The 25,770-nt window shown below is 67.0% G+C and carries 26 protein-coding genes and 4 pseudogenes; 12 read left to right on the top strand and 18 right to left on the bottom strand.

Going from position 1 to position 25,770, the window contains the following annotated elements; genetic code table 11:
* Positions 1-261 (bottom strand): annotated as a pseudogene (locus HNQ79_RS34975) (IS982 family transposase); the annotation flags it as partial.
* A 120-nt stretch (positions 262-381) separates the two neighbouring features.
* The gene (locus HNQ79_RS30520; protein WP_185036222.1) at positions 382-720 is read right to left on the bottom strand and encodes a hypothetical protein; all 339 of its coding nucleotides are present in this window, start codon (positions 718-720) and stop codon (positions 382-384) included.
* A gap of 219 nt (positions 721-939) precedes the next feature.
* Here HNQ79_RS30520 and HNQ79_RS30515 point away from each other — a divergent pair, with 219 nt between their 5' ends.
* The 4 genes from HNQ79_RS30515 to HNQ79_RS30500 all read left to right on the top strand — a co-directional run bounded on the left by HNQ79_RS30515 (position 940) and on the right by HNQ79_RS30500 (position 3,936).
* Positions 940-1,743: an ISAs1 family transposase gene (locus tag HNQ79_RS30515; RefSeq protein ID WP_444545301.1), complete on the top strand. Its 804-nt coding sequence runs from the start codon at positions 940-942 to the stop codon at positions 1,741-1,743.
* A 167-nt stretch (positions 1,744-1,910) separates the two neighbouring features.
* A complete protein-coding gene (locus HNQ79_RS30510) occupies positions 1,911-2,777 on the top strand; it encodes a 3-methyl-L-tyrosine peroxygenase-related protein (protein WP_512700961.1) in 867 nt (288 codons plus the stop codon).
* 62 nt (positions 2,778-2,839) lie between these two features.
* A complete protein-coding gene (locus HNQ79_RS30505; RefSeq protein ID WP_185036219.1) occupies positions 2,840-3,520 on the top strand; it encodes an O-methyltransferase in 681 nt (226 codons plus the stop codon).
* Between the two features lie 26 nt (positions 3,521-3,546).
* Complete coding sequence (locus tag HNQ79_RS30500) at positions 3,547-3,936, top strand: methyltransferase family protein (RefSeq protein ID WP_229923782.1); 390 nt, start codon at positions 3,547-3,549, stop codon at positions 3,934-3,936.
* Here HNQ79_RS30500 and HNQ79_RS30495 read toward each other — a convergent pair.
* From HNQ79_RS30495 to HNQ79_RS30485, 3 genes and pseudogenes are all read right to left on the bottom strand, one after another.
* Positions 3,922-4,182 (bottom strand): annotated as a pseudogene (locus HNQ79_RS30495) (IS30 family transposase); the annotation flags it as partial. The gene HNQ79_RS30500 and the pseudogene HNQ79_RS30495 sit on opposite strands and share 15 nt — an antisense overlap.
* Before the next feature lie 8 nt (positions 4,183-4,190).
* Positions 4,191-4,538: pseudogene (locus tag HNQ79_RS30490) on the bottom strand (helix-turn-helix domain-containing protein); the annotation flags it as partial.
* Positions 4,539-4,756: 218 nt separating this feature from the next.
* Positions 4,757-5,320, bottom strand: a complete 564-nt coding sequence (locus HNQ79_RS30485) for an Ig-like domain-containing protein (RefSeq protein WP_185036226.1) — start codon at positions 5,318-5,320, stop codon at positions 4,757-4,759.
* 223 nt (positions 5,321-5,543) lie between these two features.
* Here HNQ79_RS30485 and HNQ79_RS34640 point away from each other — a divergent pair, with 223 nt between their 5' ends.
* The 3 genes from HNQ79_RS34640 to HNQ79_RS30470 all read left to right on the top strand — a co-directional run bounded on the left by HNQ79_RS34640 (position 5,544) and on the right by HNQ79_RS30470 (position 7,349).
* Entirely contained in the window at positions 5,544-5,780 is a 237-nt protein-coding gene (locus HNQ79_RS34640) for a tryptophan synthase subunit alpha (RefSeq protein ID WP_221508307.1), read from the top strand.
* Positions 5,781-5,784: 4 nt separating this feature from the next.
* A complete protein-coding gene (locus HNQ79_RS30475) occupies positions 5,785-6,693 on the top strand; it encodes a DMT family transporter (protein WP_185036216.1) in 909 nt (302 codons plus the stop codon).
* 65 nt (positions 6,694-6,758) lie between these two features.
* Complete coding sequence (locus HNQ79_RS30470; protein ID WP_444545302.1) at positions 6,759-7,349, top strand: IS701 family transposase; 591 nt, start codon at positions 6,759-6,761, stop codon at positions 7,347-7,349.
* Positions 7,350-7,571: 222 nt separating this feature from the next.
* On the opposite strand, the gene HNQ79_RS30465 is transcribed toward HNQ79_RS30470, so the two are convergent.
* A complete protein-coding gene (locus tag HNQ79_RS30465; protein WP_221508315.1) occupies positions 7,572-7,865 on the bottom strand; it encodes a WhiB family transcriptional regulator in 294 nt (97 codons plus the stop codon).
* Here HNQ79_RS30465 and HNQ79_RS34230 point away from each other — a divergent pair.
* A complete protein-coding gene (locus HNQ79_RS34230) occupies positions 7,842-7,970 on the top strand; it encodes a hypothetical protein (protein WP_260421878.1) in 129 nt (42 codons plus the stop codon). The two genes, HNQ79_RS30465 and HNQ79_RS34230, sit on opposite strands and share 24 nt — an antisense overlap.
* Before the next feature lie 163 nt (positions 7,971-8,133).
* On the opposite strand, the gene fxlM is transcribed toward HNQ79_RS34230, so the two are convergent.
* From fxlM to HNQ79_RS30450, 3 genes and pseudogenes are all read right to left on the bottom strand, one after another.
* Positions 8,134-9,822, bottom strand: a complete 1,689-nt coding sequence (gene fxlM / locus HNQ79_RS30460; RefSeq protein WP_229923776.1) for a methyltransferase, FxLD system — start codon at positions 9,820-9,822, stop codon at positions 8,134-8,136.
* 55 nt (positions 9,823-9,877) lie between these two features.
* Positions 9,878-10,621 (bottom strand): annotated as a pseudogene (locus HNQ79_RS30455) (MFS transporter); the annotation flags it as partial.
* Positions 10,618-10,779: a hypothetical protein gene (locus HNQ79_RS30450; RefSeq protein ID WP_185036214.1), complete on the bottom strand. Its 162-nt coding sequence runs from the start codon at positions 10,777-10,779 to the stop codon at positions 10,618-10,620. The pseudogene HNQ79_RS30455 and the gene HNQ79_RS30450, both read right to left, overlap by 4 nt.
* A gap of 454 nt (positions 10,780-11,233) precedes the next feature.
* Here HNQ79_RS30450 and HNQ79_RS34225 point away from each other — a divergent pair, with 454 nt between their 5' ends.
* Together HNQ79_RS34225 and HNQ79_RS30440 are read left to right on the top strand one after the other, a co-directional pair.
* Positions 11,234-11,425: a hypothetical protein gene (locus HNQ79_RS34225; RefSeq protein WP_229923777.1), complete on the top strand. Its 192-nt coding sequence runs from the start codon at positions 11,234-11,236 to the stop codon at positions 11,423-11,425.
* A 604-nt stretch (positions 11,426-12,029) separates the two neighbouring features.
* Entirely contained in the window at positions 12,030-12,551 is a 522-nt protein-coding gene (locus HNQ79_RS30440; protein WP_185036213.1) for an NUDIX hydrolase, read from the top strand.
* A gap of 178 nt (positions 12,552-12,729) precedes the next feature.
* Here the strand turns inward: HNQ79_RS30440 and HNQ79_RS30435 are convergent, their stop codons facing one another.
* Entirely contained in the window at positions 12,730-13,830 is a 1,101-nt protein-coding gene (locus tag HNQ79_RS30435) for a phosphotransferase enzyme family protein (protein ID WP_229923778.1), read from the bottom strand.
* 535 nt (positions 13,831-14,365) lie between these two features.
* Here HNQ79_RS30435 and HNQ79_RS30430 point away from each other — a divergent pair.
* Positions 14,366-14,761, top strand: coding sequence for a hypothetical protein (locus tag HNQ79_RS30430; RefSeq protein ID WP_185036212.1), 396 nt, complete (start codon positions 14,366-14,368; stop codon positions 14,759-14,761).
* 74 nt (positions 14,762-14,835) lie between these two features.
* On the opposite strand, the gene HNQ79_RS30425 is transcribed toward HNQ79_RS30430, so the two are convergent.
* The 7 genes from HNQ79_RS30425 to HNQ79_RS30395 form a co-directional block, all read right to left on the bottom strand.
* Entirely contained in the window at positions 14,836-15,837 is a 1,002-nt protein-coding gene (locus HNQ79_RS30425) for a thioesterase domain-containing protein (RefSeq protein ID WP_185036211.1), read from the bottom strand.
* Between the two features lie 41 nt (positions 15,838-15,878).
* A complete protein-coding gene (locus tag HNQ79_RS30420; RefSeq protein ID WP_185036210.1) occupies positions 15,879-16,838 on the bottom strand; it encodes a beta-ketoacyl synthase N-terminal-like domain-containing protein in 960 nt (319 codons plus the stop codon).
* The gene (locus HNQ79_RS30415) at positions 16,835-17,974 is read right to left on the bottom strand and encodes a beta-ketoacyl synthase N-terminal-like domain-containing protein (RefSeq protein ID WP_185036209.1); all 1,140 of its coding nucleotides are present in this window, start codon (positions 17,972-17,974) and stop codon (positions 16,835-16,837) included. The genes HNQ79_RS30420 and HNQ79_RS30415 overlap by 4 nt, the downstream gene beginning before the upstream one ends.
* Positions 17,971-19,755: an AMP-binding protein gene (locus HNQ79_RS30410; RefSeq protein ID WP_229923779.1), complete on the bottom strand. Its 1,785-nt coding sequence runs from the start codon at positions 19,753-19,755 to the stop codon at positions 17,971-17,973. The genes HNQ79_RS30415 and HNQ79_RS30410 overlap by 4 nt, the downstream gene beginning before the upstream one ends.
* Positions 19,756-19,917: 162 nt before the next feature.
* The gene (locus HNQ79_RS34635; protein WP_185036208.1) at positions 19,918-20,694 is read right to left on the bottom strand and encodes a nucleoside 2-deoxyribosyltransferase; all 777 of its coding nucleotides are present in this window, start codon (positions 20,692-20,694) and stop codon (positions 19,918-19,920) included.
* 92 nt (positions 20,695-20,786) lie between these two features.
* Complete coding sequence (locus HNQ79_RS30400) at positions 20,787-21,503, bottom strand: uracil-DNA glycosylase family protein (protein ID WP_185036207.1); 717 nt, start codon at positions 21,501-21,503, stop codon at positions 20,787-20,789.
* 83 nt (positions 21,504-21,586) lie between these two features.
* Entirely contained in the window at positions 21,587-22,834 is a 1,248-nt protein-coding gene (locus HNQ79_RS30395; protein ID WP_185036206.1) for a class I SAM-dependent methyltransferase, read from the bottom strand.
* A gap of 269 nt (positions 22,835-23,103) precedes the next feature.
* Here HNQ79_RS30395 and HNQ79_RS30390 point away from each other — a divergent pair, with 269 nt between their 5' ends.
* Positions 23,104-24,573 carry a peptide deformylase gene (locus tag HNQ79_RS30390; protein ID WP_185036205.1) on the top strand — a complete coding sequence of 490 codons (1,470 nt, stop codon included), beginning with the start codon at positions 23,104-23,106 and terminating at the stop codon, positions 24,571-24,573.
* 269 nt (positions 24,574-24,842) lie between these two features.
* On the opposite strand, the gene HNQ79_RS30385 is transcribed toward HNQ79_RS30390, so the two are convergent.
* A complete protein-coding gene (locus tag HNQ79_RS30385) occupies positions 24,843-25,676 on the bottom strand; it encodes a GntR family transcriptional regulator (RefSeq protein ID WP_185036204.1) in 834 nt (277 codons plus the stop codon).
* Between the last annotated feature and the right edge of the window lie 94 nt (positions 25,677-25,770).

Genomic DNA, 25,770 nt, shown 5'->3' with positions numbered 1-25,770 from the left:
TGATCAGCGGCCCGGCGGCGTTCAGGCGCTTGTTGTAGGCGGACTGCTGGGGCAGGTAGCGGAAGAGGTGGCCCAGGCGTGCGTGGGCGAAGCGGTCCAGTGCCGGGCTGAGGGAAAGCCGAGCAGGACCTGGGCGACGGCGAGGCACCGCAGTTCGGCGTCCGTGAGTTTCGGGGGTCGCCCCATCCGGCGACAAGGCGCCATGTGGTCATCGATGAACACGTACAGTGCCGCCAGAAGGGCGTCCAGGTTTGTCTTCACACACTGACCAACGGGCGCCCTTCGCCATGGTCGCGACCAGCACGAACATCGGACTCATTCATCTAGGGCGGCTCCACCGGGGGTTGGATGTCCGCTCGCACCTGGCAGGCGAGCATTTGCTCAGCGGAGTCGTATGTCCGCGTCAACCCCCACTTCGCCCTCCAGCGTCAACACCTTCGCCCCCAGGACCAGGACCCCGAATTCGTGCTCCCCGGGGCCGTCGGGGTCGACCTCCACCTCAACCGCGGTGCCTCGGTTGTTGAACAGGGAATAGGTCCCGTTGACCGACACGCTCTCACCGGAGGCGTCCAGGCATGTAGCGCCGCCGACGACAGCGACGACCTCCACCCCGTCGCACGCCGCAGCGGCTGCGGGGGATGCGAGGGCGAAGCCCAGGGCGGGAACGGCAAACAACACCGCTGTAGCCGCGAGACGTCCCACAACGTGCGTTCGAGTCATGACAAGTTCCTTCGTTCGACAGGTCCGCTGCTGCGAGGACTCGCACAGCCACGCGAAACGATGCCCGTGCCCCATCCGCCCGAACAAGCCCTCTCGATGCTCCTGAGCAGGATGGCGTGGTACGTGAGGCGAAGCACACCCCGGCGCACGCGGCTGAAACTGAGTAGTCATGTTGTTGACCTGGACTTGTGCAGGTTGACTGAAGCGCACATTGGTTGAGTGCTGTGTCTCGGTCGACGGCAAGAGTGCCCGCGGCTCACGCACCGAGACCGCTCCGGCCGCCTACCTCCTGTCCGCTGTCACGGCCGCCGGCCGCGCCGTCAGCCAGCTGAGGGTGCCGGACAAAACCAACGAGATCACCGCGTTCACCGCCTTGTTGGACTCCTTCGACCTGGCCGGCGCGGTGGCCACCGCCGACGCCCTCCCCAGCGCGAGCATGCGAAATGGCTGGTGGAGGTCAAGGACGCCCACTACCTGCTGGTGGTCAAGGGCAACCAGCCGAAACTCCACGAGGCTGTCAGAGCCCTGCCGTGGAAGGAGGTGACCGCCCGCCGATACGACCGCGAGCGCGGGCACGGCCGCCGCGAGACCCGCTCGATACGCACCCTCACCGTCACCGTCACCGGCCTCGCCCTGGACTTCCCCTACTTGGTCCTGGCGGTGAAGATCCACCGGTACCGCACCGATCTGAAGACCGGCAAGGTCACCCGGCAGACCGTCCACGCCATCACCGACATGACCGCACGCGAGGCATCACCACAGGCCATCGGCCGCATCGCCAGGTCGCAATGGGGCATCGAGGCCGTCCACCACATAAGGGACACGACGTTCGCGGAGGACGCCTCCAAGATCCGGACCGGACACGGACCGGAGAACATGGCCACCCTGCGGAACCTCGCGATGAATACCCTCCGCGACGCCGGCCACCACAGCATCGCAGCGGGACTCCGAGAGGTCTCCTACACACCTTTCGTCTGCCCGCTCGACCTACTCGGACTACCCCCGACCTGCAACGGGACATGATCAACCAGACTATGAATTAGCCCTGCGCTTGAGCCCCCCCGCAATTGGGCACCTATATCCCCATAGACCCCGTGTTCCGAGCCCAACCCCGTCTCCTCTGCTCGGCGCAGTCCCGTTCAACCCCGCGCCCATGGGGGTGTAGGAATCAGTGACGCGGAGGTACGAAGGTGGTATCCGAGGCGCTGCGCCTGGTGTTGCCGCATCCAGACGCTGGGCGGTCGAACACCGTGTGTGGACGGTCCTGCGCGGCAGTCGACCCCGGCCCTTCGCAGGTCTCGCAGTGGGCCGCACTGTTACGGGCCGCCGAAGGCGGTTCTCCCCCGGAGGTATACGTCCCCCCGTCTCGTGCATGCGACCTTGCCTGGTACCGCTGGGTCGTGGGCCACCAAGCCGCGTTCTTGGAGTGGTCCTTGCTGCGAGCCGTGCTGCTACGGGAAGGGCCCGAATCAGCTGACGAAAGCGTGCAATTGTTGGACCTGTACTCGACGCTGCTGCTATACGCGGGTAGTTGTCCCCCCGTGCTCTACCAGCAGGCGATCCGACCTCGGATGGCGCGCGCTCATCCGGCGTTCAGCGGGGAGTGGGCGCCTGACCACGAGGGGCTGCCCCAGCTCCTCAAGCGGGCGGCGGACGTGGGTCCGCCGACGGTGGCCGGGGCCGTGCGGCGTAGTCATCGCGTGCACGTTGCCGTGGCCGAGCATCTGGTTCCCGGGGGCGTCTCCCTGCTTCAGCAGGCTGGGCGCAGCGCAGGCGGACCGCCCAGCAGTCAGGAACGTGCCCTGTACGACCGTTTCTTCTTGGTCAGCAGAGGGCCGGTGTGCACACACGCGTTGGACGTGCAGCTGCTGCATCGGCTGCTGAGGATCCTCGTAGACGTAGAGGGTGGCGGACTGTACTACGGCGGCCCGCCTGTGTCCGCGGCGGCGTCGGGCGGATTCAATGAGATCGCGGAACTCGAGCAGACCGTCCTGACCCGGCTCAGGGCGCAGGGTACAAAACTCGCCGCCTCGATGCAGGACAAACCCCACCAGTGATTCGCACCGGCTCTGCGGACTCTGTGGAGGCCGGGCCGCGCACGCAGGAACACGGAGGCTCAATGAAACGGGTCAAGAATGTCGAACTGACCGGTGAACTGCGCCGGTACATGATCGAACACGGAGCGGTGCCCGACGCCGTGGGCCATGAGCTCATTGCACGTACCCATGCCCTCGGTGAGATCGCGGAGATGCAGATTCCGCCGGAACAAGGATCGTTACTCACCTTGCTGACGCAGCTTGTGGACGCGCGCCTGGTTGTGGAGGTTGGAACGTTCACCGGATATTCCACACTATGCCTGGCTCGTGGGATGGCGCCGGGCGGCCGGGTAATAACGTGCGATGTGTCTTCGGAATGGACGGACATGGCCCGCGAGGCGTGGCAGCGAGCCGGCGTGAGCGACCGTATCGACCTGCGGCTGGGCCCGGCTGCCCAGACCCTCATGTCGCTGCCTCACGAGTCCGGCGTGGACCTGGCGTTTATCGACGCGGACAAGATCGGCTACATCGACTACTGGGAGCAGCTGGTGCCACGTCTGCGGCCGGGCGGACTAATTGTGGCCGACAACGTCTTCTACGGCGGGGCCGCCGCGGATCCTGAGGCCAAGGGCAACGCCGCAGCCATTCGCGCCTTCAATGACCACGTCACGGCCGATGCTCGGGTGGAGCAGGTCATGCTGCCTATCGCCGACGGCGTGACCCTCGCCCGCAAGATCAAAACCGCTCCAAGAAGGACACCTTGAACAAACCGACGTCACCCGTACCTTTAATGGAAATCACCTCTGGGATACACGCCTTCAAGGCCCTGGCCATAGCCGTCGAATTGGGCCTGTTCAGCGAGCTTGCCGAGGGAGGCTCAACGACGCCTACCGGTGTCATGTCCCGACATGGCCTTCAATCGCGGCCCACGGAATTGCTGTTGACTGCCTGTACGTCGCTAGGCCTGCTTCGACGGGACAACGACGACAGTTACCGCAACCCACCCCTGTCCGACAAATTCCTGGTGAAAGGCAAGCCTCACTACTTCGGCGATTGGATCACATTCGTAGACCGTCATGAGTACCCGGCTGCCCTGAAACTGACCGACTCCCTGCGCGAGAACCACCCTGCCGCCTGGGGTCGGCGGATTCAGGCAGTGAGAGCATCAAGCGGCGCTTAGCAATTCGTCCAGCCTCTCTGCCGGAGTGCGATATCCGAGGGTTTTCCTCGGCCGCATGTTGAGCCGCGACGCGATCTCATCGAGTTCCTTTTGAGTGTACCAAGAAAGGTCAGTTCCCTTGGGCAGGTATTGCCGGACCAGGCCATTCGTATTCTCGTTGGTTCCGCGCTGCCAGGGCGAGTGCGGATCGCAGAAGAAGACCGGAATGCCGGACGCGACGGAGAAGTCCGCGTGATCGGCCATCTCGACAGAATCGCTTGGCCGTCGCCTACGTGATCGTATTCGGCGGGAGTCCCGTCGAAGCAGGGCGAAGTCAGGATCCGCCTCCCGCAACACCGTCAGCAGGCTCGATGCACCAGTGACGGGCAGACTGACGACGGCGCTGACGTTGAGCGTGAGCGGTCCCGGCGGAGATGCCAAACCCGGCCGAGAGCTGCGCGAGCGTGTCATGGCGGCGCAGGTGCACCAGGCCGACCAGAGCACGCTGGTGCGGCGGCAGCCGGCGGCGGCCGGCGGCGGTCACCCTCGCGGGTGACGATGAGCATGGTGACGCACTCGATCAACGCGTGCGGTAGGTCGAGTGCGTCAGGATAAGTAACCAATGAGGCACCCATGCCGATGAGTGGAGTCTTCGAACATCTCCCTCAACGGCACAGGTGCCTCGTGCGTTGCGGCCCTTCTGGTGGTCACCCCATCAGCGGCCACTCTGAAAAGGCTTCAGTGATGTTGGTGAACAACCCTTCCCGAGCGGTTCACTCCCCTGTACCGACTCGCCCGCGCCTCTCTGCCAAGACTTTGGCTTCGAGTGTCCTGCGCGGGATCAGATGAGGTCGCGGGTGAAGTTCAGACCCAGGTTGATGCCGTCTTGAGTTTTCATTCCGTCCTGCGCGCAAGCTGTCTGATCGGTTGCAACGAGCTGTTCGTTGTGGACCATGCGGCCTGGGTGGATGATTGATCCAGCGGCGGTCTTGGCGGTGATGACGACGACGTTGTTGCCGTTGGGCCGGAGGACAACTGCGAGGGCGCCTTCCTCGCCTACAACTGTGGTGCCGATGACGGTCCCGTCGCTCTTGTGCCACTTCCAGTTGGACTTGCCCGCGGCGCTACCGGTGAGGCAGCTGAGGGTGCCGTTACCGTTGTATTCATAGGTGCCGTAGGACAGGCCCGGCACATCCGAGACGCAGGTACCGACCGTGCCTTCCTCTTTGAGGTGAGTCGGCTTCGGCTCGAACGTGAGCGGGGGGGTGAACGTCTGCGTGCTAAAGCCAGTCACACATTGGATGAAGGTGCCCTGGCTAGAGGCATGCGCAGGCGAGGTGAAGCCTATGGCGGGCACTGCCAGCAAGGCTGCGGCGGCGAACGTGCGTACGGCACGGTTGGGCATGGAACTCCTCGTATTTTGGCACCGCAGGGCGATCACGGTGCAATTGTCGAGTTCATGCAGACAAGTAGCATGTTCCCGCCCAACGCCGCCAACGACAAGGCGGAATCCGGCTACACTCTGCCTCCTGACTGAAAGCCGCTTGGGACTGACGACAGGTGTAGCAGGGTCATTGCGTGATGGTGATCTGTCCAGGTGCGACAAGGTGAGGCCAAGGGCTCGTGGGGTGGGTGGCAATGACGACTCTTTACAGCGCGTGGCCTGCCTGCGCAAGCTGTCGAACAAGCCGCTCGTGATGGGCTTTGGAATCACCCGCGGGGAACAGGTGATCGATTTCTGGACAGCAGGATCGAACGGCGTGATCGTTGGAAGTCATTCCAGCCTCCTCGTCGAGCAGAAGCTGGACGATCTCGGCGTGGCGCCCAAGGAGATCGGGGAGTTCGTGCGCAGAGTGAGAAGTTGAGGTCATGCGGCCATCCGACTGGTCACGTCTTGTCGTCCTGAGCGCGTTGTGGGGGGCGTCGTTCATCTTTTTGCGTGTGCTGGCGCCCGTACTGGGGGCGACGACGACCGCCGGACTGCGGGTGGGGGTCGGAGGGCTGGCCTTCTTGCCCTATTTCGCCGCGATCCGCTTCGCTCCGCGGTGGCGCGAGCACTGGGTTCAGTACCTGGTAGTGGGGCTGTTCAACGTGGCCACGCCGATGTTGCTGTTCTCTTTCGCGGCCGTGCACATCCCCGCGTCGTACTCGGTCGTCATCAACTCCAGCACTCCGTTGTTCGGCACGCTACTCGCGGCTGTGTTCCTCGGCCAGCGCCTCACCGTGCGTGGTATAGCCGGGCTCACCCTCAGCATGATCGGGGTCGCGTTGGTCGCGGGCGGGGGTTCGACCGATCAGGACTCGCGGCTGTTCTGGTGGAGTATCGGGGCCTGCCTCGCAGCTGCGGTGAGCTACTCGCTGTCTGGCATCTATGTGAAGAGGTTCGCCTCGCATGTGGACCCAATCGGCACGGCGGGCTGCTCCCAACTGCTGGCGGGTGTGCTGTTGGTACCCTTCTGGGTCACGGATATCCCGCCTGTGGATGTCACTCCCACGATCATCCTCAACGTTCTCGCTCTGGCTGTACTGTGCACGACGATCGGTTTCCTGCTCTACTTCCGCCTGATCGCCGACGTAGGCCCGTCCCGGGCGATGACAGTCGGCCTGCTGACGCCGGCGTTCGGTGTGTTGTGGGGCGCATTGTTCCTAGGGGAGCGGCTGACCCCGATCCAGGGAGGTGGCTGTGCGCTCATCGTTGTCTCGGTCGCGATGGTGTTGCTTCGCAGCAGCGAGAGTACGGCGCCGAAACTACAGGTTCGAACTCACCTCAGGCACTAGTAGGGCTTGGTCATGTGTGGTTTGTGATGGCGTGTCTTCTTGATCGGTGGTGTCGTTGACCGGGCGTGCTGAGCGAGGAGTTGGCTGCGGTCCGGTGTGATCTGGAGGACTTCGCGGCGGAGATGTTCGAGCCGTTCGCGCGGGCGGATCAGCGCCGGTGGGGCGGGGTCTATCTGCGGGGCCTGCTGCTGGACGGCGGGCGCAAGTCGGTGGAGCCGATGGCCGCCCGCCTGGGCGAGGACGGTAACCGGCAGGCCCTGGCCCACTTCGTGACCTCCAGTCCGTGGGATGCGGCGCATGTGCGGGCCCGGCTGGCCTGGCGCATGCAGCCGGTCATCAAACCCACCGCGCTGGTCATTGATGACACGGGGTTCCTCAAGGACGGGGACGCGTCGGCGTGCGTGACCCGGCAGTACACCGGCACCGCGGGCAAGGTCACCAACTGCCAGGCCGGGGTTTCGCTTCACCTGGCTTCCAACGGGTCCTCGGCGGCGGTGAACTGGCGTCTGTTCATGCCCGGGAGCTGGGATCCTGCCTCGCCGAAGGCCGATCCGGTCAAGGTGGCCCGCCGTGACAAGTGCGCCATCCCTGCCCAGGTGGGGCCCAGGAAGCGGACGGAGAGCACGCGCTCCGCGAAGATCTGGCACATGGCCTGACCGAGGGTGTAGGAAAGCATGCTCTTCTCCGACCCGTCCAGCTCGAGCGCGAGGTCCGTACGCTCGATCCGCCCAGATGTATCCCATTGGAGGTAGGCGGGGATCGCGGCGATCCGATGGATGAACTCGTGGGTCGACGACATTCCGTGGTTGTGCCGGTCCCATGGAGCTCTTCCGGTGACGAAGAGAGCCCGAGCCAGAACAGATGGTGTGACCAGCAGGTCATGGACGGAAGGGACGCCCGCGCTGGCGGGAAACTTCGTTGCCGTCGTGCGGACGACGGCAGGGCCGTGGGGAATCATGCTCGCCGTTCAGTGCTCGAGGGGCCATGAGTGCAGGGCCTTGATAGTCGTATCCACTCTCCACCACCACACCCGAAGCCGCAGGCCATGACGCGTCGTTCGGTCGGCGTCGCCGCAGTGCGCGGCGCTCCCGTTCGGTCATGCCACCCCAGACACCGAACTCGATGACTTCGTCCAAGGCGTAGCAAGCATGGGTACGCACCGTGGGGTGCAGGCGAGGTGGGTGGAGAAGCGGGCCGGGGTCTGGACGGCGGTCAGGTCGGTGTTGTCGATGACGGTCCCGGTGGCGTGCAGCCACCTGAAGGCCGCGGTGAAGTAGTACCCGGCCTGCTGCCCCAGGTGTGGGGGCCTGCCACCCCCACACCTCCGACCCCCATACGGACACCCGGAACTGCTGGGCGGCGGCCGACGCCGCATCCGGTCGAGCGCGTCGCGCTGCGCCAGAGCGACGAACACCGCCTGCCGTACGGCCCGTTCCACCGTCACACCCCCTCCGTCACGATGTCGGCCACTGGACGCTCAACGGGCCCGGGCAGCACCGCGTCACGCCCGGGCCACCGGAACACCAGACGGCAGTGCTCCTTGTCCAGGACAGCACCGGCGGGCAGCGCATCGTCGGGCGTGCCGGCCGGGTGGACCGTCAGGACGGGATCGGCATGCAGGTCGTTGTCGTCGGCACGGATATGGCGGTCCCAGGCCCGGACCGTGGCCACCAGCCGCTCGGCGAGCTCGGGCCCCTGCTCGCCGAAGGCGTGGACGACCCACTCCCACGTCTTGCCCTGCGGGCTGTCGCCGTCCTTGGTCTGGATGTAGATCAGGTAGGCGAGCGAAGCGTCGCCGACGATGGCCGGTGCGTCGCGGTCCTTCGCGATGCCGGTCACGCCCTCGTCCGGTTCCTGGTGGGCGGCCAGTCGGCAGAACGCAGGCAGGGTGGTGGCCGCGTACAGCTGCAGGGAGCCGAAGTAGGAGTTCGCGCCGACCATGGTCACGCCGGTTGCGACCTCGTGCCGCCGCCCGCGCAGCGCCTCCTCCAGGCCCGCCGTCTCGGCGATGGCGCCGTCGTAGAAGCGTAGCGTCAGCCTGCCGCCGAGAAGGGAGACGACCGAAACGGCGTGGGCATGCTGCCCCCGGTCGCGAACAAATCCGCAGTACGTGAAGTGACGGGCGTGCAGCACCTCGCCGCGCCGCTCGAACGTGACCGCTCGGGTGTAACCGCCCATCTCCAACGGCAGGACCAGGCGGCCGCCCTCGGCCAGCTGCTCGCGCCAGGCCAGGGCAATGTCCCAGCAGTTGTAGGTAATCATGCTGGCGTCGAAACCGCCGCGCGGCACCAGGTGCCCGGGTGCGCCGAGCGCCGCGTCGGATTCGACGGCGGTGACGCGTCCGCTGCCGGCCTCCGTGAGGAACCGGCGGGTGCGGCGTACGACCCACGGGTCGATGTCGACGGTCACCACACGACCGCCGGGGGCGGTGACGTGGGCGATCAGCTCGGCGTTGTAGCCGCCGGATCCCGCCTCGAACACGATCGCGCCCGGCGCCAGGCGCAGGTGCTCGATCATGTCGGCCTGGAGCCACGCCGCGGACACCGAGCTGATCGCCGTCCCGGTTCTGTCGCGCCGGGTAATCACGGCCCGGTCGCCGCCGTCGTAGGCGTCAGTCAGGGGCGCCTCCGGGGCGAAGCGGTGGCGGGGCACGGTCCGCAGCGCGCCCTGGACCGGCTCGGACGGGGCCCAGCCGCCATCGATCACCATCTGGGCCATCGCCTGACGCAGCCGGACCGCCTCGGCCGGCTCACCCAGCACGGGCGGCTGCTCGGCGGCGAGGGGGTAGGAGACCACGGGCGGCAGGTCGGGAATGACTCCGGGCCATACGGCATCCAGCGCGGACGCGGCCGGGACGAACACGTCCCCAGCGCAGGCCAGAGCGTGCAGATCGAAGAACTCCCAGCGATCGAACTTGTCAGGCTCGGGGTTGGCAAGCCTTCCGGACCAGCCGGTAATCCGTACGACGGCCGTGAGCCGCGGAGTGCCGTGACTGTCGTCGGCCAGCATCGACACCACGTGCGCGTCGGCCGGGTCGGCGATCAGGCCGGTCTCCTCGGCGAGTTCGCGGACCGCTGCGGCGGCAAAGCCCTCCGGGCCGCGGGTCTTGCCACCGGGCAATTCGAACATGCCACGCCGGGAGCGCCCGAGCAGGACCCGGCCGGCGTCGCAATAGGTATAGGGACCAGAGTGCTGAGCTGGCGGCGAGGGCGAACGAAGTGGTCGCGTTGGACAGCACGATGGACCGTACGAGAGGCGCGTTGAGGGTGTAGTCGAGGCCCTCGCGGATCTCCGTCCACTGGCTCGTGCCCGCGGGCCGAGGCGCCGGCTTCGGCTCACGGTGGCGGATGCGGAGCATGCAGAAGGCGCAGATCAGATAGGAGAGCGCGTCCAGGGCGATCGCGCGGGCGGCGCCCAGCAGGGTGACCAGGAGCCCGCCCAGGTTGTTGCCGGCCATATCGGCGAGTGAGTTGGTCGCGCCGAGCTTGGAGTTGCCTTTCCGGAGCTGCTCGCCGCTCAGCAGGACCGGGAGGTAGCTGATCGAGGCGTTGCTGCCGATCACCTGGAGCGCGGAGACGAGGAACGCGACCGTGTACAGCTGTCCCAGGGTGACTTCCGCGACCAGCTGGGCGAGGGGGAGGCTGGCCAGGATGAGGGCGCACAGCACGTCGCAGCTGATGATGATCGGCCGTTTGCGGTGGCGGTCGGCGAGGACGCCGGCGTGAAGGCTGAGCAGCAGCGGGGGCAGCTTCCCCGCGACGGCGATCAGCGCCACGTGCATGGTCGAGGCGTGCAGATCCACCACGGCGATGACGGAGGTGCCGATGGTGGTGATCCCGAAACCGGCGACGGTGACGGCCTGCCCACCCCAGTAGCGCCGGAAGTCCGTGTGCCGCCACAAGGTGCTGCCCGGTGCGGCGGCGTTCACTGCGGACCGCCCTTCACCCTCAGCGCCGGGGCGTTCCGGTTCTGCCTGGGAACGACAGGGCCCGTGGCTTCGTACTGGGCGGCCTGCGCGGTGGACATCGAGCAGTAGATCCCGTCGTGGCGGGCCATGAGCTGCTCGTGGGTGCCCTCCTGGGCCACCCGGCCCTCGCTGCTCGCGCTCCGCGTTGTAAATCGTCTCCTGGGCTGCGGTGCTTTTCGCGTTCTCGCGTGATCCGGTGCGTTTCACACTGCGCTCCCCTCTGACATGGTGACGAGCCTGTCCGGTTCAACGAGACCGTCGGCTCTTCGAGCACAGGTCATTCGGCCGAGTGCCGAACCCCGGTTCCAGGCGGCTGTTGAAAGGTGCTGGGTGCACGGGCCCTTGCAGGGCAAGAAGCAGTGAGTGGATGGGTGTTGGCCGTATCGCCGAGGTTCCCAAGCGGCGTGTGCAACACAGCCGTTGGGACGTGTGGGGCCGGACGGACTTGTAGAGTGCGGGGCTTCTGGTACGCCAGGGCTCCTGTAGGGCTGACGGTGCACGTGCTTGGTGACCGACTTCGAGCGGCCGGTCTCGGCGGAATTCTTCCTCGGGCCGACAGGAGGGCGATGAACTGTGGCGATCACTGATTCCGACATCGCGGCCGTGCTGGCCGCCTACCTTGAGCGCTACCCGCAGGAGGCCGGACAGTTGGCCGAGCCGCTTCGCTTGTTGGCCGAAGGCCAGGAATTCGCCTCGCGGCGGACCTTCCCCATGCACGTCACCGCTGGGCGCTGCTGGTCCGGGACAGCGCTGAGGTTGTCCTGATCGAACACCTCGCGTACGGGATCACCTTGCAGCCGGGTGGGCATCTTGAGCCGACCGATACGACGCTGGTCGGCGCGGCAATCCTGGAGTTGTCGCAGGAGACCGGCATCGACCCCGCGCAAAACGTCCCCGTCTCGGCGCACCCCGCCTAGGTCGAGTTCGGCCAGGAGCCGGCCAGGCCCGCGAAGGACGAGCCGGACCACTACCACCTGGACATCGGCTACACCTTCGCGACGGTCGACGCCGAGTTCGGACGTATCCAGGAGTCCGAGGTGACCGGTGCCCGCTGGTACCCACTCGATGTGACGGAGCGCCTCGTCGGGCCCCGGATCGCGCGTGCGCTCACCACATCGACCGGAACCAGGTAACCCCCGTGCCACCGGAAGGTCTCGCGGGGGCCAGCTAACGGGCAGCAAACATTCTGTCGTAGAAGGCACTGGGGCGGGCGCGATCGGCGTCACCCCATCTCCGGGAGCTCGGCGACGACCACGAGCCAACTCGTCACCGTGACGTCGTCTGGCTTGGTCCCGGCGGAGACCTCGGCGAGAATCGCCATCTTCTGCTTGTAGCCGCCTGACCTCCAGCAACTACCGGGAACGAGACCATGAAGACCTGCGACAACACCTCGGTCGGCATCGTCATCACCGATCACCAGAGCCGCTACCTCATGTTCGACCGCGCCACCTTCCCGCCCGGCACGGCACCTGCCGCCGGCCACATCGACGACCATGGGACCGCCGAGAACGCGGGCCGCGCCGAGGTCGAGGAAGAACTCGGCCTCACCGTTACCGGCCTCACCCACGTCACCGGCTCCTGGCGGGACAACCCATGCCGCCGCCTTCCCGGCGCACGCGGCACCGGCCACGACTGGACCGTCTACCAGGCCACCGTCACCGGCGACCTCACCCCGAGTGCCCGCGAGACGAAGAACGTCCGCTGGATCGCTCCCGACGCTCTCCAGGAGTTGGCAGACCGGACGGTCGCCTACGCCCAGGGACGCATCACAGACGCCGAGTTCGAGGCCGCGCCCGGCATCGAGGCGGTGTGGATGCAGTGGCTCGCCAACATCGCTGCGATCCGCATCAACCCCGACGACCTGCTTCGGGTGGACCAACTCACCAGATGATCGCCGCCCCGCTCTCCTGACCGCGGCCGATGCCCGGTTCCACCCCGGGCTTGGCGCGCCGGCCTCTGCGCTCTTGGCCGACCCTAAATGCCCTGCTGCTACAACTGGCCCAGATAGGCGAGTTCGCCGTCCGGGGTTGCGGCTTGCGTGACTTACGCCGCCCACGGGAGTCATGAACTCAGCGAAGGGTCTCACGCAGAGCCTCCTCCATGACAGGTAGCCGGTCCAGCAGCATCAGAGCTGCCTCGTGCCGCACCTGCCCGTAGGCCTCAAGTGCGGCGTCGACGATGTGCGGTCGTTCCACTGGCACCGACAGCGGAAAGGCCGAGCAGAGCATGGCTGCACAGCCGACACGAAGCGAGAACAAGAGGTCGTCCGAGGACGCCTTCGGATTGGCGTCCCGGTAGGACAGGGTGAGATCGGTGTACCCGGTGAGCCAGCTCTCCGCACTGTTGTCCAGCACGCTCTTGGGATCGCAACCAAGACGCGCGATCTCCCAGGCGAGGTACCCGGGTGCGGGCGGTCGGAAGTCCACGATCGCTGCTACCCCGTCGTTCTCCAACAGCACGTTGGGGCCGGCCATGTCGCCCTGCAGGATCTGAACGGTGAGCTGTGGAAGCGAAGCGAGGGTGCGCTCGACGTCCCCCAGGATGGCTTGTCGCTCACGCGCCGCCTGCAGCGCCCACGTCTCGAACTCCCCAAGCTGGGGTTTCTGCTGGTACGCCTGGATTAGACGCTCGAAGCGGTCCTGTGAGGCGGCCACGTCGCACACCGCGGCACCAGGTTCCAGAGTGGGCGCGGCGGCGGGGTGAGCGCTGAGCCGGCTGTGGAGGCGGCCCATCGCTGTGCCGACGGCTGTCCACCGGGCACCCCTCAGGCCGCCCTCGGCGGTCTCGGTGTGCGGTACGTATGACCACAGGGACATCGGCAACGGGGCTTGGGCCGCGATGAGTTCGAGCTCGCGCGTGCGGATTGCCCGCGCGGTCGCGACACTTCCGTCGGCGCAGTACTCGGATAGTTCGACCGACGCCCGCTCCAGATCCAAGTGCTCTCGAGTGCGGTAGACCTTGGCGAAGTGCCGCCGGCCTGCCTGGTCCACGACGGCGTAGTTGTCCGTCGCGGTGCCCTCCGGGATGCGCGTGATGTCTGCCGGATGCAGCCCGTACGCGTGTACCAGCGTGTCGGCGACCGCCTTGATCTGCTCCCCCTCCCTGGTGCGGCCGGTTGTTGAAGGGGCGGCGACGGGCTTGGTGGCGGGCTGGTGAGATGCGGTGGACATGGTCTCCTCGTCGAAGTGCAGCGAAGTGCTCAGATGCTGAGCGGGCGGCAGGCGGTCGGTTTGCTGCGGACGCGGGCATGAATCGCGGCCGCCAGCTGCGGCGGGCCGCGCCAAGTGCAGCGGGGCCGCAAGGTTGCTGGCGGACACTGTTGCTCCGTCAACGCGGTCATCTGATTGCGCCACCCTCGTTCGGGTTGTGGCAGTGCCCGAGCCCGACCCGGCACCACCACCAGCAGCAGCCGGAAGGGGACAGGCCGTCCAAGCCGGCACCGCAGCGCCCTGCCGTGTGAATTGGCTGATCGAGGCGTTGAACGCGGTGAGCGGTACCGGCTTTCTCGTGGCGAGGGTGACCGGTTGGGCGTCGCACAGGCGGGGCGTAGGGCTGGCCGACGGGCGGCGCGGCAGCACGTAGGGGTGCTCGTCACATAGAGTGCGGGCGCGCGGGTGTCCATGTCGCTCACCAGAAGATGATCTTGGATGCCTTTGTTCTCGTCTCCGCACGCACCCCTCGGGCCCGCACCACCAGGAGGAAGCAGTGTCGTCCCCGCAAGTGATCACCGCCGAGGAGAAGCTCGCCGAGGCGAAGAGGCAGCTGGGCTTCCCGCGTATCGTCGCGATCTGCGGCTCCACTCGTTTCATGGCTGAGATGGCTGAGGCCGAGCTGCGGGAGACCACCGCTCGGCCCGCGAAGATTGTCGTCAAGCCGGGTTGCGACATGAAGTCGTCGCACGATCTTTGGTCCGATCCTGTCGAGGCCAAGGCGTTGAAGGTTCGACTCGACGAGCTGCACCGGTCGAAGATCCTGCTCGCTGATGAGGTGCTCGTGGTCGGCGACTACATCGGAGACAGCACCCGGGCCGAAATTGCCTACTCCCGGTCGCTGGGCAAGCCTGTGCGGTTCACGCACCCCGAAGTCGATCCCGGCGCCTGAAGGCCCGCCCCCGCGCGCTCCGCGGGCACCCTCTTAAACTTGATCATCCAGCGGGTGGCCTGGTGAAGGCGGCCTCATGCAGCGGCGGACCGCATCGCGGCCGTGATGGCGGCAGCCAGAGGCTGCCGGTGGTCCATCACGTAGAAGTGATCGCCCTCGTACCTCTCGAGTCCGCGGAAGTGCGTGGTGAACGCTCGCCAGGACAGCAGGCGGTCTTCGCCGATCAGCTTGTCGTGGCGGCCCCCGAACACCGAGAGCGGAACGGGCAGCGGCGCGGGGTCGTGGGGAGGCACCCAGGTGTCCAGGAGTTTGAGGTCACTGCGGAACACCGGGGCGAACGCGGGCCAGACGGAGTCGTTGCCGAGGAGCTGCGGTGTGCTGCCGCCGACGCTCCGCAGCCAGCCGCGCAGTTCGTCGTCGGACATCAGGTAAGGGCGGTCGCCGGTGCCGGCCTCGACTCTCGGGGCGCCGTAGGCGGACACACCCAGCCAGGTGGGGAGCGGGTCCCCCTCGTGATGGAGGCGGCGGGTGAGCTGGTAGGCGATGAGGGCGCCCAGGCTGTGACCGAAAAACCCGAAGGGCCGGTCGAGCAGGGGAGCGATGGCGTGGTGGAAGTAGTCGACCAGCCGGTCGCAGTCGTCGATCAGCGGGAGTGTCTGCAGGTGGCCTCGGCCGGGGGCTTCCAGCAGGCAGAGTTCCCAGTCCTGGGGGAAGTGCTTCGCCCAGCCTCGGTAGAGCAGGTGTGAGCCGCCGGCGTGGTGGAACAGGAACAAACGCGCCGCTGGGTCGCTCAGCGGCCTCGGGCGGATGACCGGGCCCGCCGACGTTTCTCCGACGTGCTTCGAGATGACGAGGGCGTGCAGCTCGGCGAGGGTCCTGGCACCGCTGATGGCCACGGTGTTCTCCGGGACGTCGTAGGCGGTCTCCACGCGTGTGGAGATCTCGAGCATCAGCAGCGAGTCGATGTCGAGCTCGTCGGTGAAGCGCGCCTCGTCGGTGACCTCCTCGGGTTCGATCTCCAGTACGCCAGCTATCAGGGTGCGGAGATCCTCGATGCTTACGGTCGTATGGGTCATGGGTGTTCCCCCGGCTCCTGCGTGCATGGGCAAGTGGACGGTCATGAGGTCAGCAGCAGGACGGCTGCCGCGTCGTGGTGAGGGCCTCCGGCCGTGGCGAGCACGTTCCCGGTGGCGCGGCCCTCGAAGTGGGCAGCCGCGGCGGCGCACTGCAGGACGCCAAGTGCCCCGGACAGCGGGCCCAGCTGGGCTTCCAGGTCGATCCGGCGCGTGGCTGTGAGCAGCTGGCCCTCCCCGGCACCTACCTCGTCCCCGAGCCACAGTCCGACGGATTCCTCCTCCGCCACACCGGCGCAGGTCAGCGCCGCGGCGAGGTCCCTGGCCCGTGCGTACCCAGTGATCGTGGCGCGCGGCCGGGCGCCAGGGTAAGCGGCTGCGTCCGCCGGTTCGAGGACGACGGCGACCGCCGCGTCGGTGGACTGCTTGCCGAGCAGCTTCGCCGTCACGTCGTTGGCTGGTTCGACGCCGACGACAACGGCGGCTTCGGCGCGCCCGGCCACGATGAGGTTCCGGGCCCAGGCGAGGGCATCCAGACCGCTCGTGACGCCGTTGCAGACGGTGAGGTTGGGGCCGCGCAGCCCGTAGCGGATGGCCACCCAGCCAGCGATGACGTTGCTTGATGTCTGGGGCAGGCCCAGCGGGCTGAGTCCCCTGACGCCTTTTCTGGCGATCGTGTCGGTGGCTGCGCAGATGCTGTCCACGTTGCCCAGGTTGGTGCTGACCACGACGGCGGTCGCATCAGCGGCGCCCGTGAACGTGGCGTCGGCGTCGGTCAGGCCCGCGTCGTGGAGGGCGAACTCGGCGGCTCGCAGGGCGAGCCGGGACGCGCGGTCCTTGTGGCGCAGCTCGCGTCCGCTGAGTTCGGTGGCGGGGTCGAAGCCGCCCTCGCCGGGCAGGGGTCCGAGAAGGTCGCCGTACGTCGCGACACCGGGTAAGGCCAGTCCGATGCCCGTGACGGCGACTTCCCGGACGTTCGGGTTCCTTATGTGCGCGGTGCTCATCGCGCTGCCTCCACGATTGCGACGGCGTTGATGCCTCCGAAGCCGAACGCGTCGATCTGCGCGATGGCCAGATCGCCGGAGACGGGGGAGCCCTGCACCAGGCCCAGTCCTGCGGCCTCGGGGATCGGATCGGCGAGTCCCAGGACCGGGGGTACCGTCCTTTCCTTCATGGCGAGCACCGCCATCACGAGGCTGAGCAGTCCCGAGCCGCCCAGGGTGTGGCCGGTCATCGCCTTGATGGCGGTCATCCGCGGACCGGGTCCGGCGCCGTCGAAGATGCGGCGCAGGACGCTCGACTCCGTCGCGTCGTTGAGGGGGGTGCCGCTGCCGTGCAGCATCACCAGGTCGATGTCGCAGGCCCGCACCCCTGCTCTGCGGTAGGCGTCGAGCACCGCGCTCGTGATGCCGTCGGGGTCGGGCGCGGTGGCGTGGTGAGCGTCGCAGTTCATGGACACACCGCGCACCCGGGCGTGCACGGGCCCGCCCCCGGGGGTGCCGGTGCGCTGGACGACGACGGCCGCCGCGCCCTCACCCATCAGCATGCCTTTGTGCGTGGCGTCGAAGGGGCGCAGGGCGTCGGGGATGTCGTTCTGCACCCGGTCGAGCGTGCCGAAGCCGCTCTCGGTGGCGGCGTCGGTGCCCGCGACGACGACCGTGTCGGCCATGCCTGCCTCGATCATGTCGGTGGCCATGCCGAGCGCGTACAGCGTGGCGGAGCAGGCGTTGGCGAAGGTGTACGTGGTGGACGCCCCGAAGGCCGCCTTCAGGGCGGTGCCGAAATGCAGGTCCTCAAGGCCGACTTCCGCATCGCCACGCCACCACAGTTCGAGGCTGCGCTGCTCACGCATGGTGGTCCCGACCAGTACGGGGACCTGTGACAAGTCCTCGCCCAGGCCCGCGTTAGCGACTGCCTGACGGACCACGGTGGTGAGCCAGCGGGTGGCGCGCCGCGGTATGTCGCCACCGCCCTCGGGCCGGTCGTCGATCTCGTAGGCGTATTTCGCCCTGTAGTTGTCGGGGTCGAATGCGCGCAGAGGCTTGCGGCTCTCCAGGCCCGCGCACAACGCGGCAAATATCTCGGAGGGGTTGGCACCGATGTTGGCGACGGCGGCCATGCCCGTAATGTCCCAGGTCACGGTTGTGCAGCCGCCTTCCTGAGCTCGAAGGCTGCCAGCTTGCCGGTCGACGTGGTCGGGAGCACGTCGAGGAACTCCAGGCGCGCGGGCCGCTTGTAGGCGGCGAGACCGCCACGGATCGCGGCGAGCACCGCGCGCCGCACCACGGCCACGTCGGATCCCGGCTGGGCCACCAGGTACGCCACGGCCTGCTCTAGGCCGTCGGCGTCGCGGCCACCGACCACCACGCAGTCCTGAACCCTTTCCACGTCGCGCAGGACGCTCTCGATCTCGCTTGGTACGACCTTGTAGCCGCCCAGGTTGAGCACATCATCGACGCGGCACAGATGAGTGAACGTGCCGTCCGGCGCACGGCGCACCACGTCGCCGGTGTAGGCGCCGCCGTCGGCAAAAGTGAGCGCTGCGGACTCCGAGCGACCGATGTAGCCAAGGGCGACCGTCGGGCCGGCGATGTGCAGGCGGCCCTCCTGGCCGTCGGCAACGGGCGTGCCGTCGGAGGTGCGGACGGTGGCCGTGATCCCGGGCACCGGGATGCCGAAGGTGCCCGGCCGCTCCTTCCCCGGTGTGGTGGCGACGACGATGTGGAGGACCTCGGTTGCGCCGAGGCCATTGAGCAGCTGGGCCTGGAAGGCGGTGCGGATCCTCTCGCTGAGCGGGCCCGGGAGATTCTCGCCCGCCGCTACGCACAGCCGCACGGAGTCGACGCAGTCGGTGGCGAGCGTGGTCCCGGAGGCGTTCAGCAGCGCCGCGTACAGCCGTGGGACGGAGAACAGCACGGTGGGCCGGTGGCGTTGCATCGCGGCGGCGAGGGAGTGGACGTCGACCGTGCCGCGGATGAGCGCGACGCGGGAGCCGGCCGCCAGGGGGCACAGGACGGAGTTGCCGAAGCCGTAGCCGAAGTTCATCCGGGCGCTGGACAGCACGGTGTCCTCGGGAGTCAGGCCCAGTACGGTGCCGATGCCGTCGGTCATGGCCGCGATCGCGCCCGCCGAGTGCCGCACCCCCTTGGGCATGCCCGTGCTTCCGGAGGTGTATTGCACGAGCGCCTCACGGCCCGCGCTCCACGCGGCGGGGAGCCCGGCCTCCTGCGGGCGGTGCGCGGGGCCAGCCTTGGCCGTCGCCAGAGCAGCGCGGACGTCAGCGCCGGAGAATCGGGGGGTCGTGGCGAACAGCTCATCGAGGGCGCGTTGCCGCGCGGAGGCCGCGTCCAGGTGCACCATCGCGGCGGCGCAGTCGTCGGCGATGTAACGGACTTCGCCGTCCGTGAGCGCCGGACTGATCACCACCGGGACGCAGCCGTGCCACCACAAGCCCAGGACGGCGACTACGGTCGCCACGGAGTCGTCGGCGACCAGGAGCCCGCGGGCGCTCTCGGGTATGCCGGCGGCTCGCAGGGCGCCCGCATAAGCGCGGGCTGCCTCCAGGAGGCCCGCGTAGGTGATCTCCCCGACCTGGGGGTCGAGGTAGCTGGCCCGGTCACCCCGGCCGGCGCAGACATGGCCGGCCACCAAGCGGTCGATCAGGTCGACATCCCTGAGGGTCCTCGTCCGCTCGCCGAGCACGGCCGCCGCGGCGTCCAGGCTGGTGAAGGCTGCCGCTTCCTGCGCGGACAGGGCTCCGAACTCGCGCTCGACCGTGACCACGACCTCGACCTTCTCCAGGGAGCTCATGCCGAGTTCCTCGTAGAACTGGGCACCAGGCGCGATGGTTTCCTTTTCCACCTCAAGGACAGACGCCACGATCTCTCGCAGTCTGTCGCGCGCTATGTCGATGTGTTCCACCGGCGGGAGTCCTTTCCGAATCTTCGTAGCCGAGAAGCGGGATCGGGGTGGGCAGAGAGAACGAGCAGGCGGCCTGCGTGCGGGGACTGCGCTGTTCACCGAGCCTCGATCCAGGCGAAGACGCGGGAGCGGGGTGAGGTGCGGCAGCCCTGCGCGGGTTGCTCAGGCGCCCAGGCCCACCTCGCAGGGGAAGGAGACATATACACCCAGGGGCTCCTCCGTGAAGATGACCCTCTTACCGAGCGCGGACATGAAGCCGAGCTCGAAGACGGTGCCGCTTCCGACGCGACCGCCCGGGTTGCACACGACGACAGCGTCGGCCTGCCTGAAGGCGTCCATGTGCACGTACTTGTGCCGCCACGTGTCGCGTTCGTTCTTCAGCAAGTCCTGATAGTCGAAGAGGATGAAGTCAGTGCCCTCGGTCTCCGGCTTGATCCGGGTGCTGCGGGGGCTGAGCACCTGGGTGCCGGTTTCGCGCAGCTGGGTGATGGTGCCCTCGATGTGCCCCAGGGACTGCTGGAAGCTGCCGCAGACGACTGCCGTCCGAAACTCCCGCCGGACCAGGCCTTCCACCATGTCGCTCGAGCCGCAGGTGGACATGCCCGTGTCCAGGTAGAACCGTTCCAGGTCGGGCCTCACGATGTTGAAGTAGAGGCCCGTGTCGACGTAGAAGCTGTTGACCAGCGTGGCCGCTTCCGGCTGCGGGAGCTGCTGGAAGACCCCGGTGGCGTGCACCCGCGTGCTCTTGTTGTCAACGGCCTCGGTGAACTCCTTGAGCCCGGCGCAGAACTCGCTGACGCTGTCCGCGAGCGCCACGCCCGTGAGGCCGGCTCCGAATGGAAGCCGCTCCCTCGTGAGCAGCTGCAGCTCGCCGCTCTGGAGGCGGTGGACGCTGACGCGTTCCGAACCGAAGTGGACCAGGACCCTGCCTTCTGTCACCACTGTGCTGTTCTCCTTCTTTTCGATCCGTCGCGTCGGGAGCCGTCAGCCTGCGGGGAAACAGCCGAGAGGCGCTACGGAGGGCGGCACAGCTAGTCGCCTTCTCCGCGGAAAGCACTGAGGTACTTCTCGGCAAATTCCTCTGTTCTCGCCCCGTTGTATTGCGTGATGAAGCGCGGGTGCTCCAGGGGCACGATCCTTTTGAAGAAGCGCTGGCCCTCATTCACCTTCGAGAGAAACTTGAAGTTCTCGCCGCTGCCGATGCAGTAGCACACCGAGGTGTCGGTTCCAAATGTGACCTGACGCTCCAGAGCGTCCACGAGGAATGTATGCAGAAGCTCCAGCAACTTCTTGTTTTCGTAGAAGTTGCAGTTGGCCTCCCTTCCCTCGGGGTTCTTTCTCACCAGTCCGAGAGGGCACACAAAGCTCATGACGAAGTCGGCGTAGAACCTTTCCCGGCCCCCGTAGCGACTGATGACGTCGTGCAGGAATCCGGCGGAGGGCCGGCTCACCGCATAGCCGTCGACATCGACTCCCGTTTTGCTTTCGAGGAGCTTGGCGTCTTCGAACGGGACCCCGGTCACGGCCGTGCCCCGCCGGGCGGGCGAGCTTCCCAGCACCAGACGGCGCGGCCTGTCGTCGTCGTAGTACTTGCGGTAGAACGCGGTCGTCACCTCGTGGACGCGCTCCTTCTGGGGGCCGCTAAACGGGTTGAGGACCGCGAATCCGGGCGGCAGTTCAAGCGTGGTCTCCGCAAGTTCCTGGTTGAACTGCAGGATCCGATCGGCAACGGTCGTTTGCCCGTTCATTGCAGTAGTCCTTCCTTCTCGCTGGTCGCTGGACAGTTCGGTCGCTCCCGGACGTCCCCGGACGTGGCCGACTGGGGAAAGCGTCAGGCGGCGACAGCCGACAGATAGATCTCGGTGCTTGTCGGGCGCATTCGAATGTCTTTGAACCCGGCACTTTCGAACTCCGCGCCAATCAGATCGGCCGTGTCCATTCCGCGGTAGAGGTCGACGAACTCGGTACCGGGGATGATCAATCCTGGCACGACGCAGCCCCGCTGAGTATATAAGAATCCGTTGGCTACGGAGACGACAATCACCGCCTCGGGCTTCAATACCCTGCGGGCTTCTGAGGCTGCCGCGGACGTGTCGAAGAACGAGGAGTTGTACGTCCTCAAGGAGACGTAAAGATCGTAACTGCTTTCCGGTAGCGCGGACAGGTCTTCGGCGCTGGAGACGACCGTTCTGGATGCGGGAATACGGCGGCTTATGTTTGCAAGGCCGCTTTCCGCGATGTCAACAAATGTTATTCGCGGGCAACCAGAAAACAGGGCGGCCGCTTCGTGGCCAGCCCCGACACCGACATTGAGGATGTTGACGCTAGGCAGCGAATGTGTGGACGACTGCCTGTAGACCGACATGAAGTCGTCCATCCACCTCGCGTTTGCGGCGCGAGCGTCGTACGCGTGGTCATAGGCGCCGTACTTCGCATCGAACGCTTCGGACAGTGCGGCGCCTACGGCGCGATCAGCCTCTTCAGGCTCGATCCCATACCTCTGGCGAAGGAGAGAAGCGAGCGCGAACCTACCCCTGTTCGCGGTGACATCACTCCTGGTGAGGGCGAACCCCCTCGACGCCAGCCGGGTGGAGACGGCTTCACTGATGCGGTGTGTGGAGTAGTGGGGGTTGCAGTCGATCCTTTGCTCGCTCGCTGCGTAGAAGTCGTAGTTCTGCTGAAGAATCTGACGCTGCAAATCGTCGGAGAAGCGGTGGACATGGCCTCGTGCAGTGACGGGATCCTCGTCGAGGTACGTCGTCAGCGCAGGGTCCGGCAGACCGACGTAGACCCTGTCAATGCGAACTTCCTTCAAGAGCGCGCCGAGCTCGAACGAGCCGTCTGCTGACAAGGTGTTGATCGTCAGATAGGCGCTATGAACGCTGGGCGTTCCGAGTTCCTGAATCTTGCTCCGCAGAGTGCGATACCAGGATCCGCCGGCCGCTTCGCCCTCGAAGGCGGAGCAGAGCAACTCATTGTGTTCGGAAACGAGAGCGACGCCGACTCGCCGACCTTGGGTTGGAGCCCTTTCTGCGACGCTGATGGCGTAGTTCATCCAGTAGGTAGTGTTCGGGCTCATGTGGGCCTCTGTCCCTCGGCGGAACGGCGCGTCCTGCTGGCTGGCAGAACCAAGCGGGTGATCACCATCACCGGCACCCCTCGCGGTGACACGAAACGTGAACCTCGGGTGAGGTCGCTGCGGCAACGGTCGGAGGATGACGAGCACGCCGTCCTGCAGGTTCGCCTGGGCCGCTGCCTAGCACCATTGGGCTTCAACCGGGCAGGATGAGGCGACCATGAGGAGCGCTCACTCACGATCGTCAGCAACTCCCGGAGAGGAAAGCCACCTTGGAGAGGGAGGAGCGAGCGACGTTCGCTGCGGAACTCACGCACTGGCGCAGCGTGCGGGGCCTGTCGAAGGCAGCACTCGCCCAGCGCCTGAACATCGACCCCTCGTACGTGAGCCACCTTGAAGCCGGCCGGGAACACGGCAGCTCCCAGCTCGCCCGCCGGGCGGACACAGAACTCGACGCCGGCGGAGCACTGTGGCGGGCATGGCAGCGCACCGACGTCTCCCCGCAGGCGGCCGAGCACAGCGATCCGCCGTCCGGCACCGGCCTGCTGGTCCTGGAGGACGAGGCGGCGCTCCGCTACGACGACGGACGCTTCCACCTCAGCATGCGCAGGCTCCTGCACAACAACGGCACCGAGCCCGTCACCCGCTACCTCGTACGAATCGCCGTCGACCGATACCCCTCCGAACCGGAACGGTCCAACGCCCTCTACCGCCGCAACCCTCTGACCTGGGAAGAGCTCCAGCTCACGGCGCATTGCGCGGACGAGCCGATGGGCTGGACCGTCAAACACGACCGGGACGCGTTCAAGGAGGTGTGGCTCCAGTTCCAGAACCCCACGAGCCGCTTCCCTCTCTACCCCGGCCAGGAAGCCGAGATCTCCTACTCGTACTGCGTCGGCGCCGAGAAATGGGGACCCTGGTTCCAGCGCGCGGTGCGACTGCCCACCCGGCGTCTGACTGTGGAACTGTCCTTCCCCCGAGACAGCGAGCCGTCCGTCTGGGGAACCGAGACTTCCATGAGCGCCGACTTCGCCCCACTGCGCACACCCCCACAGCGCACGGAACGAGGCAAGCACAGCGTCTTCTCCTGGGCCACCTTGGACCCGCCCCTGCACGCCCGCTTCCGCCTCGAATGGCGCCTGAAGAACGCAGCCGACGAGAAAGAGAACAACCCCGTGAGCACCCTGTCCGCGAGCCAGGCCATGACCAACGCCGGCATCGTCCAGGACGGCGACCCCGTCCTCACCCGCGCCGCCCGCCCCTTCGACCTGCCCACCGAAGCTGAAGAGGCCCAGGAGGTCATCACCTCGCTGATGGACGCAGTCGGCCGCGTCCGCCAACTTCACACGTTCGGCAAGGGCATGGGCATCGCCGCCCCCCAGATCGGGATCGACCGCTCCGCCGCCGTCGTCTTCCCACCCGATGCCGGGACAGAGCCCATCGTGCTGCTGAACGCCCACGTCGCCGAGGCCTCCGAGGAGGAGGACGAACAGTACGAAGGCTGCCTCAGCTTCTTCGACGTGCGAGGACTCGTGCCTCGCCCGCTGAGCATCGTCGTCGCTCACAGCAGCCTCGACGGCTCCACCCACCTGTCGCGGTTCACCCACGGCTTGTCCCGGCTCGTCCACCACGAGGTCGACCACCTGGGCGGCGTGCTGTACCGCGAGCGCATGCGACCGGGCATGCAACCGATCCCTGTAGAGGAGTACCGCGGGACCGGCCAGAACTGGACCTACCAGTAGGCCATGGACGAAGGCGGAACACTGACAGGCCGTCCTGGCACTGCAGGGATGGCCCCCAGCGGCCTCCAGCCGTTGGCGCAGCCGCTGCTCCTCGAAAAGGCTGATGTTCGCGTACTTCCGGGCGGGGTGCCCGCAGCTCGGTCCCCGGGCGCCACTGAGGTGGCGTACGCGGCCATGGGTGTGGTCATTCACCCTGCCGGGTACGGGAATTGAGTTTCGAATAACGTGCTTGCCGGGCGTACCGGAATGGGTCGGCCCCGGCCGCGGGTTCACGCGGGGCCCCGGTTCAGGAGCTCGCCGACGACCACCGCGATACAGGCGGTGCGCCACAGTCGGCTGGAGGTGACGCTGTTCGGGTCGAGGGCCAAGGCTGCGGTGCGACGCAGTCGGACGTGCGCCTCAGGGGTGTCCGGGTTCGACCGAAGCAGGTGCAGAACAGCGGTGATCAGGTGGCCGTATGTCTGCTCCAGGGCCGCCGGGGGAGGAGATGTTCGGGTCCTCCACCAGGTCCGTGCCTGAGCGCAGCTCTCCTTGATGGCATGAGCATTGACATCCGCGTTGCCCACGGACAAGGAGCGCAGCCGGGTCGCCAGAGCGTCAGGATCGAGCGGTGTCTCAAGGGGGAACGGCGGCACGGGGGAGACCACTGGGCCAAATCCGGTCCGGCTGACAACCGTTCCCTCGTCGCGCAGGATGTGCCACGCAGCGCCCAGGTTCATCGTGGAGACGACGAGCGCACGCGCAAGATCGACGGTTACGGGAAGACTGCTGCCCGGCGGGTAGGCGCCGGTCTGGATGAAGGTGCGGATCATCCCGGCGATCTGGGTGGGCTGATCGGTGGGCTCGGTGACCCACCACATGCTGCCGCGGAAATTGAGCAGCCCTTCGGCCCGCAAATCCTGGAACGCGAACTCCGCCCGAGACTCTACGGAGCGAGAACAGCCGAGGTCGGAGGCGATCCGGCCTACTCCCAACTTCGTGCCGGGCAGCAGGACGCCGCCTCGGATCGCTGCCCGTACATGGTCGGCAATCTCCTGGACGCCAGGCCCCTCCGCCTCAGCCTTGTTCAGGGCCTGGAGGAGACCGACAGCGCTGTCGGTCAAGGCCATGAGAGTCGGTGGTGGCCCGGCGGCAACAAGGGGCTGCACGCCTGCTACGAGTGCCTTCCAGCGTGCGTGGTCCGACGGTGACCCTTCG

It is taken from the genome of Streptomyces candidus (assembly GCF_014207445.1).
Classification (GTDB): domain Bacteria; phylum Actinomycetota; class Actinomycetes; order Streptomycetales; family Streptomycetaceae; genus Streptomyces; species Streptomyces candidus.
The sequence above is the reverse complement of the archived record's forward strand: the minus strand, read 5'-3'. Positions and strand labels throughout refer to the sequence as shown.

Coding starts and splice junctions, on each gene's coding strand:
- fxlM (WP_229923776.1), bottom strand. CDS start 9,822: ATGTTCGAATTGCCCGGTGGCAAGACCCGCGGCCCGGAGGGCTTTGCC.
- HNQ79_RS30395 (WP_185036206.1), bottom strand. CDS start 22,834: ATGAGCCCGAACACTACCTACTGGATGAACTACGCCATCAGCGTCGCA.
- HNQ79_RS30425 (WP_185036211.1), bottom strand. CDS start 15,837: ATGACCCATACGACCGTAAGCATCGAGGATCTCCGCACCCTGATAGCT.
- HNQ79_RS34230 (WP_260421878.1), top strand. CDS start 7,842: ATGGGTACGCACCGTGGGGTGCAGGCGAGGTGGGTGGAGAAGCGGGCC.
- HNQ79_RS30400 (WP_185036207.1), bottom strand. CDS start 21,503: ATGAACGGGCAAACGACCGTTGCCGATCGGATCCTGCAGTTCAACCAG.
- HNQ79_RS30475 (WP_185036216.1), top strand. CDS start 5,785: ATGCGGCCATCCGACTGGTCACGTCTTGTCGTCCTGAGCGCGTTGTGG.
- HNQ79_RS30520 (WP_185036222.1), bottom strand. CDS start 720: ATGACTCGAACGCACGTTGTGGGACGTCTCGCGGCTACAGCGGTGTTG.
- HNQ79_RS30500 (WP_229923782.1), top strand. CDS start 3,547: ATGGAAATCACCTCTGGGATACACGCCTTCAAGGCCCTGGCCATAGCC.
- HNQ79_RS30420 (WP_185036210.1), bottom strand. CDS start 16,838: ATGAGCACCGCGCACATAAGGAACCCGAACGTCCGGGAAGTCGCCGTC.
- HNQ79_RS30485 (WP_185036226.1), bottom strand. CDS start 5,320: ATGCCCAACCGTGCCGTACGCACGTTCGCCGCCGCAGCCTTGCTGGCA.
- HNQ79_RS30505 (WP_185036219.1), top strand. CDS start 2,840: ATGAAACGGGTCAAGAATGTCGAACTGACCGGTGAACTGCGCCGGTAC.
- HNQ79_RS30440 (WP_185036213.1), top strand. CDS start 12,030: ATGAAGACCTGCGACAACACCTCGGTCGGCATCGTCATCACCGATCAC.
- HNQ79_RS30435 (WP_229923778.1), bottom strand. CDS start 13,830: ATGTCCACCGCATCTCACCAGCCCGCCACCAAGCCCGTCGCCGCCCCT.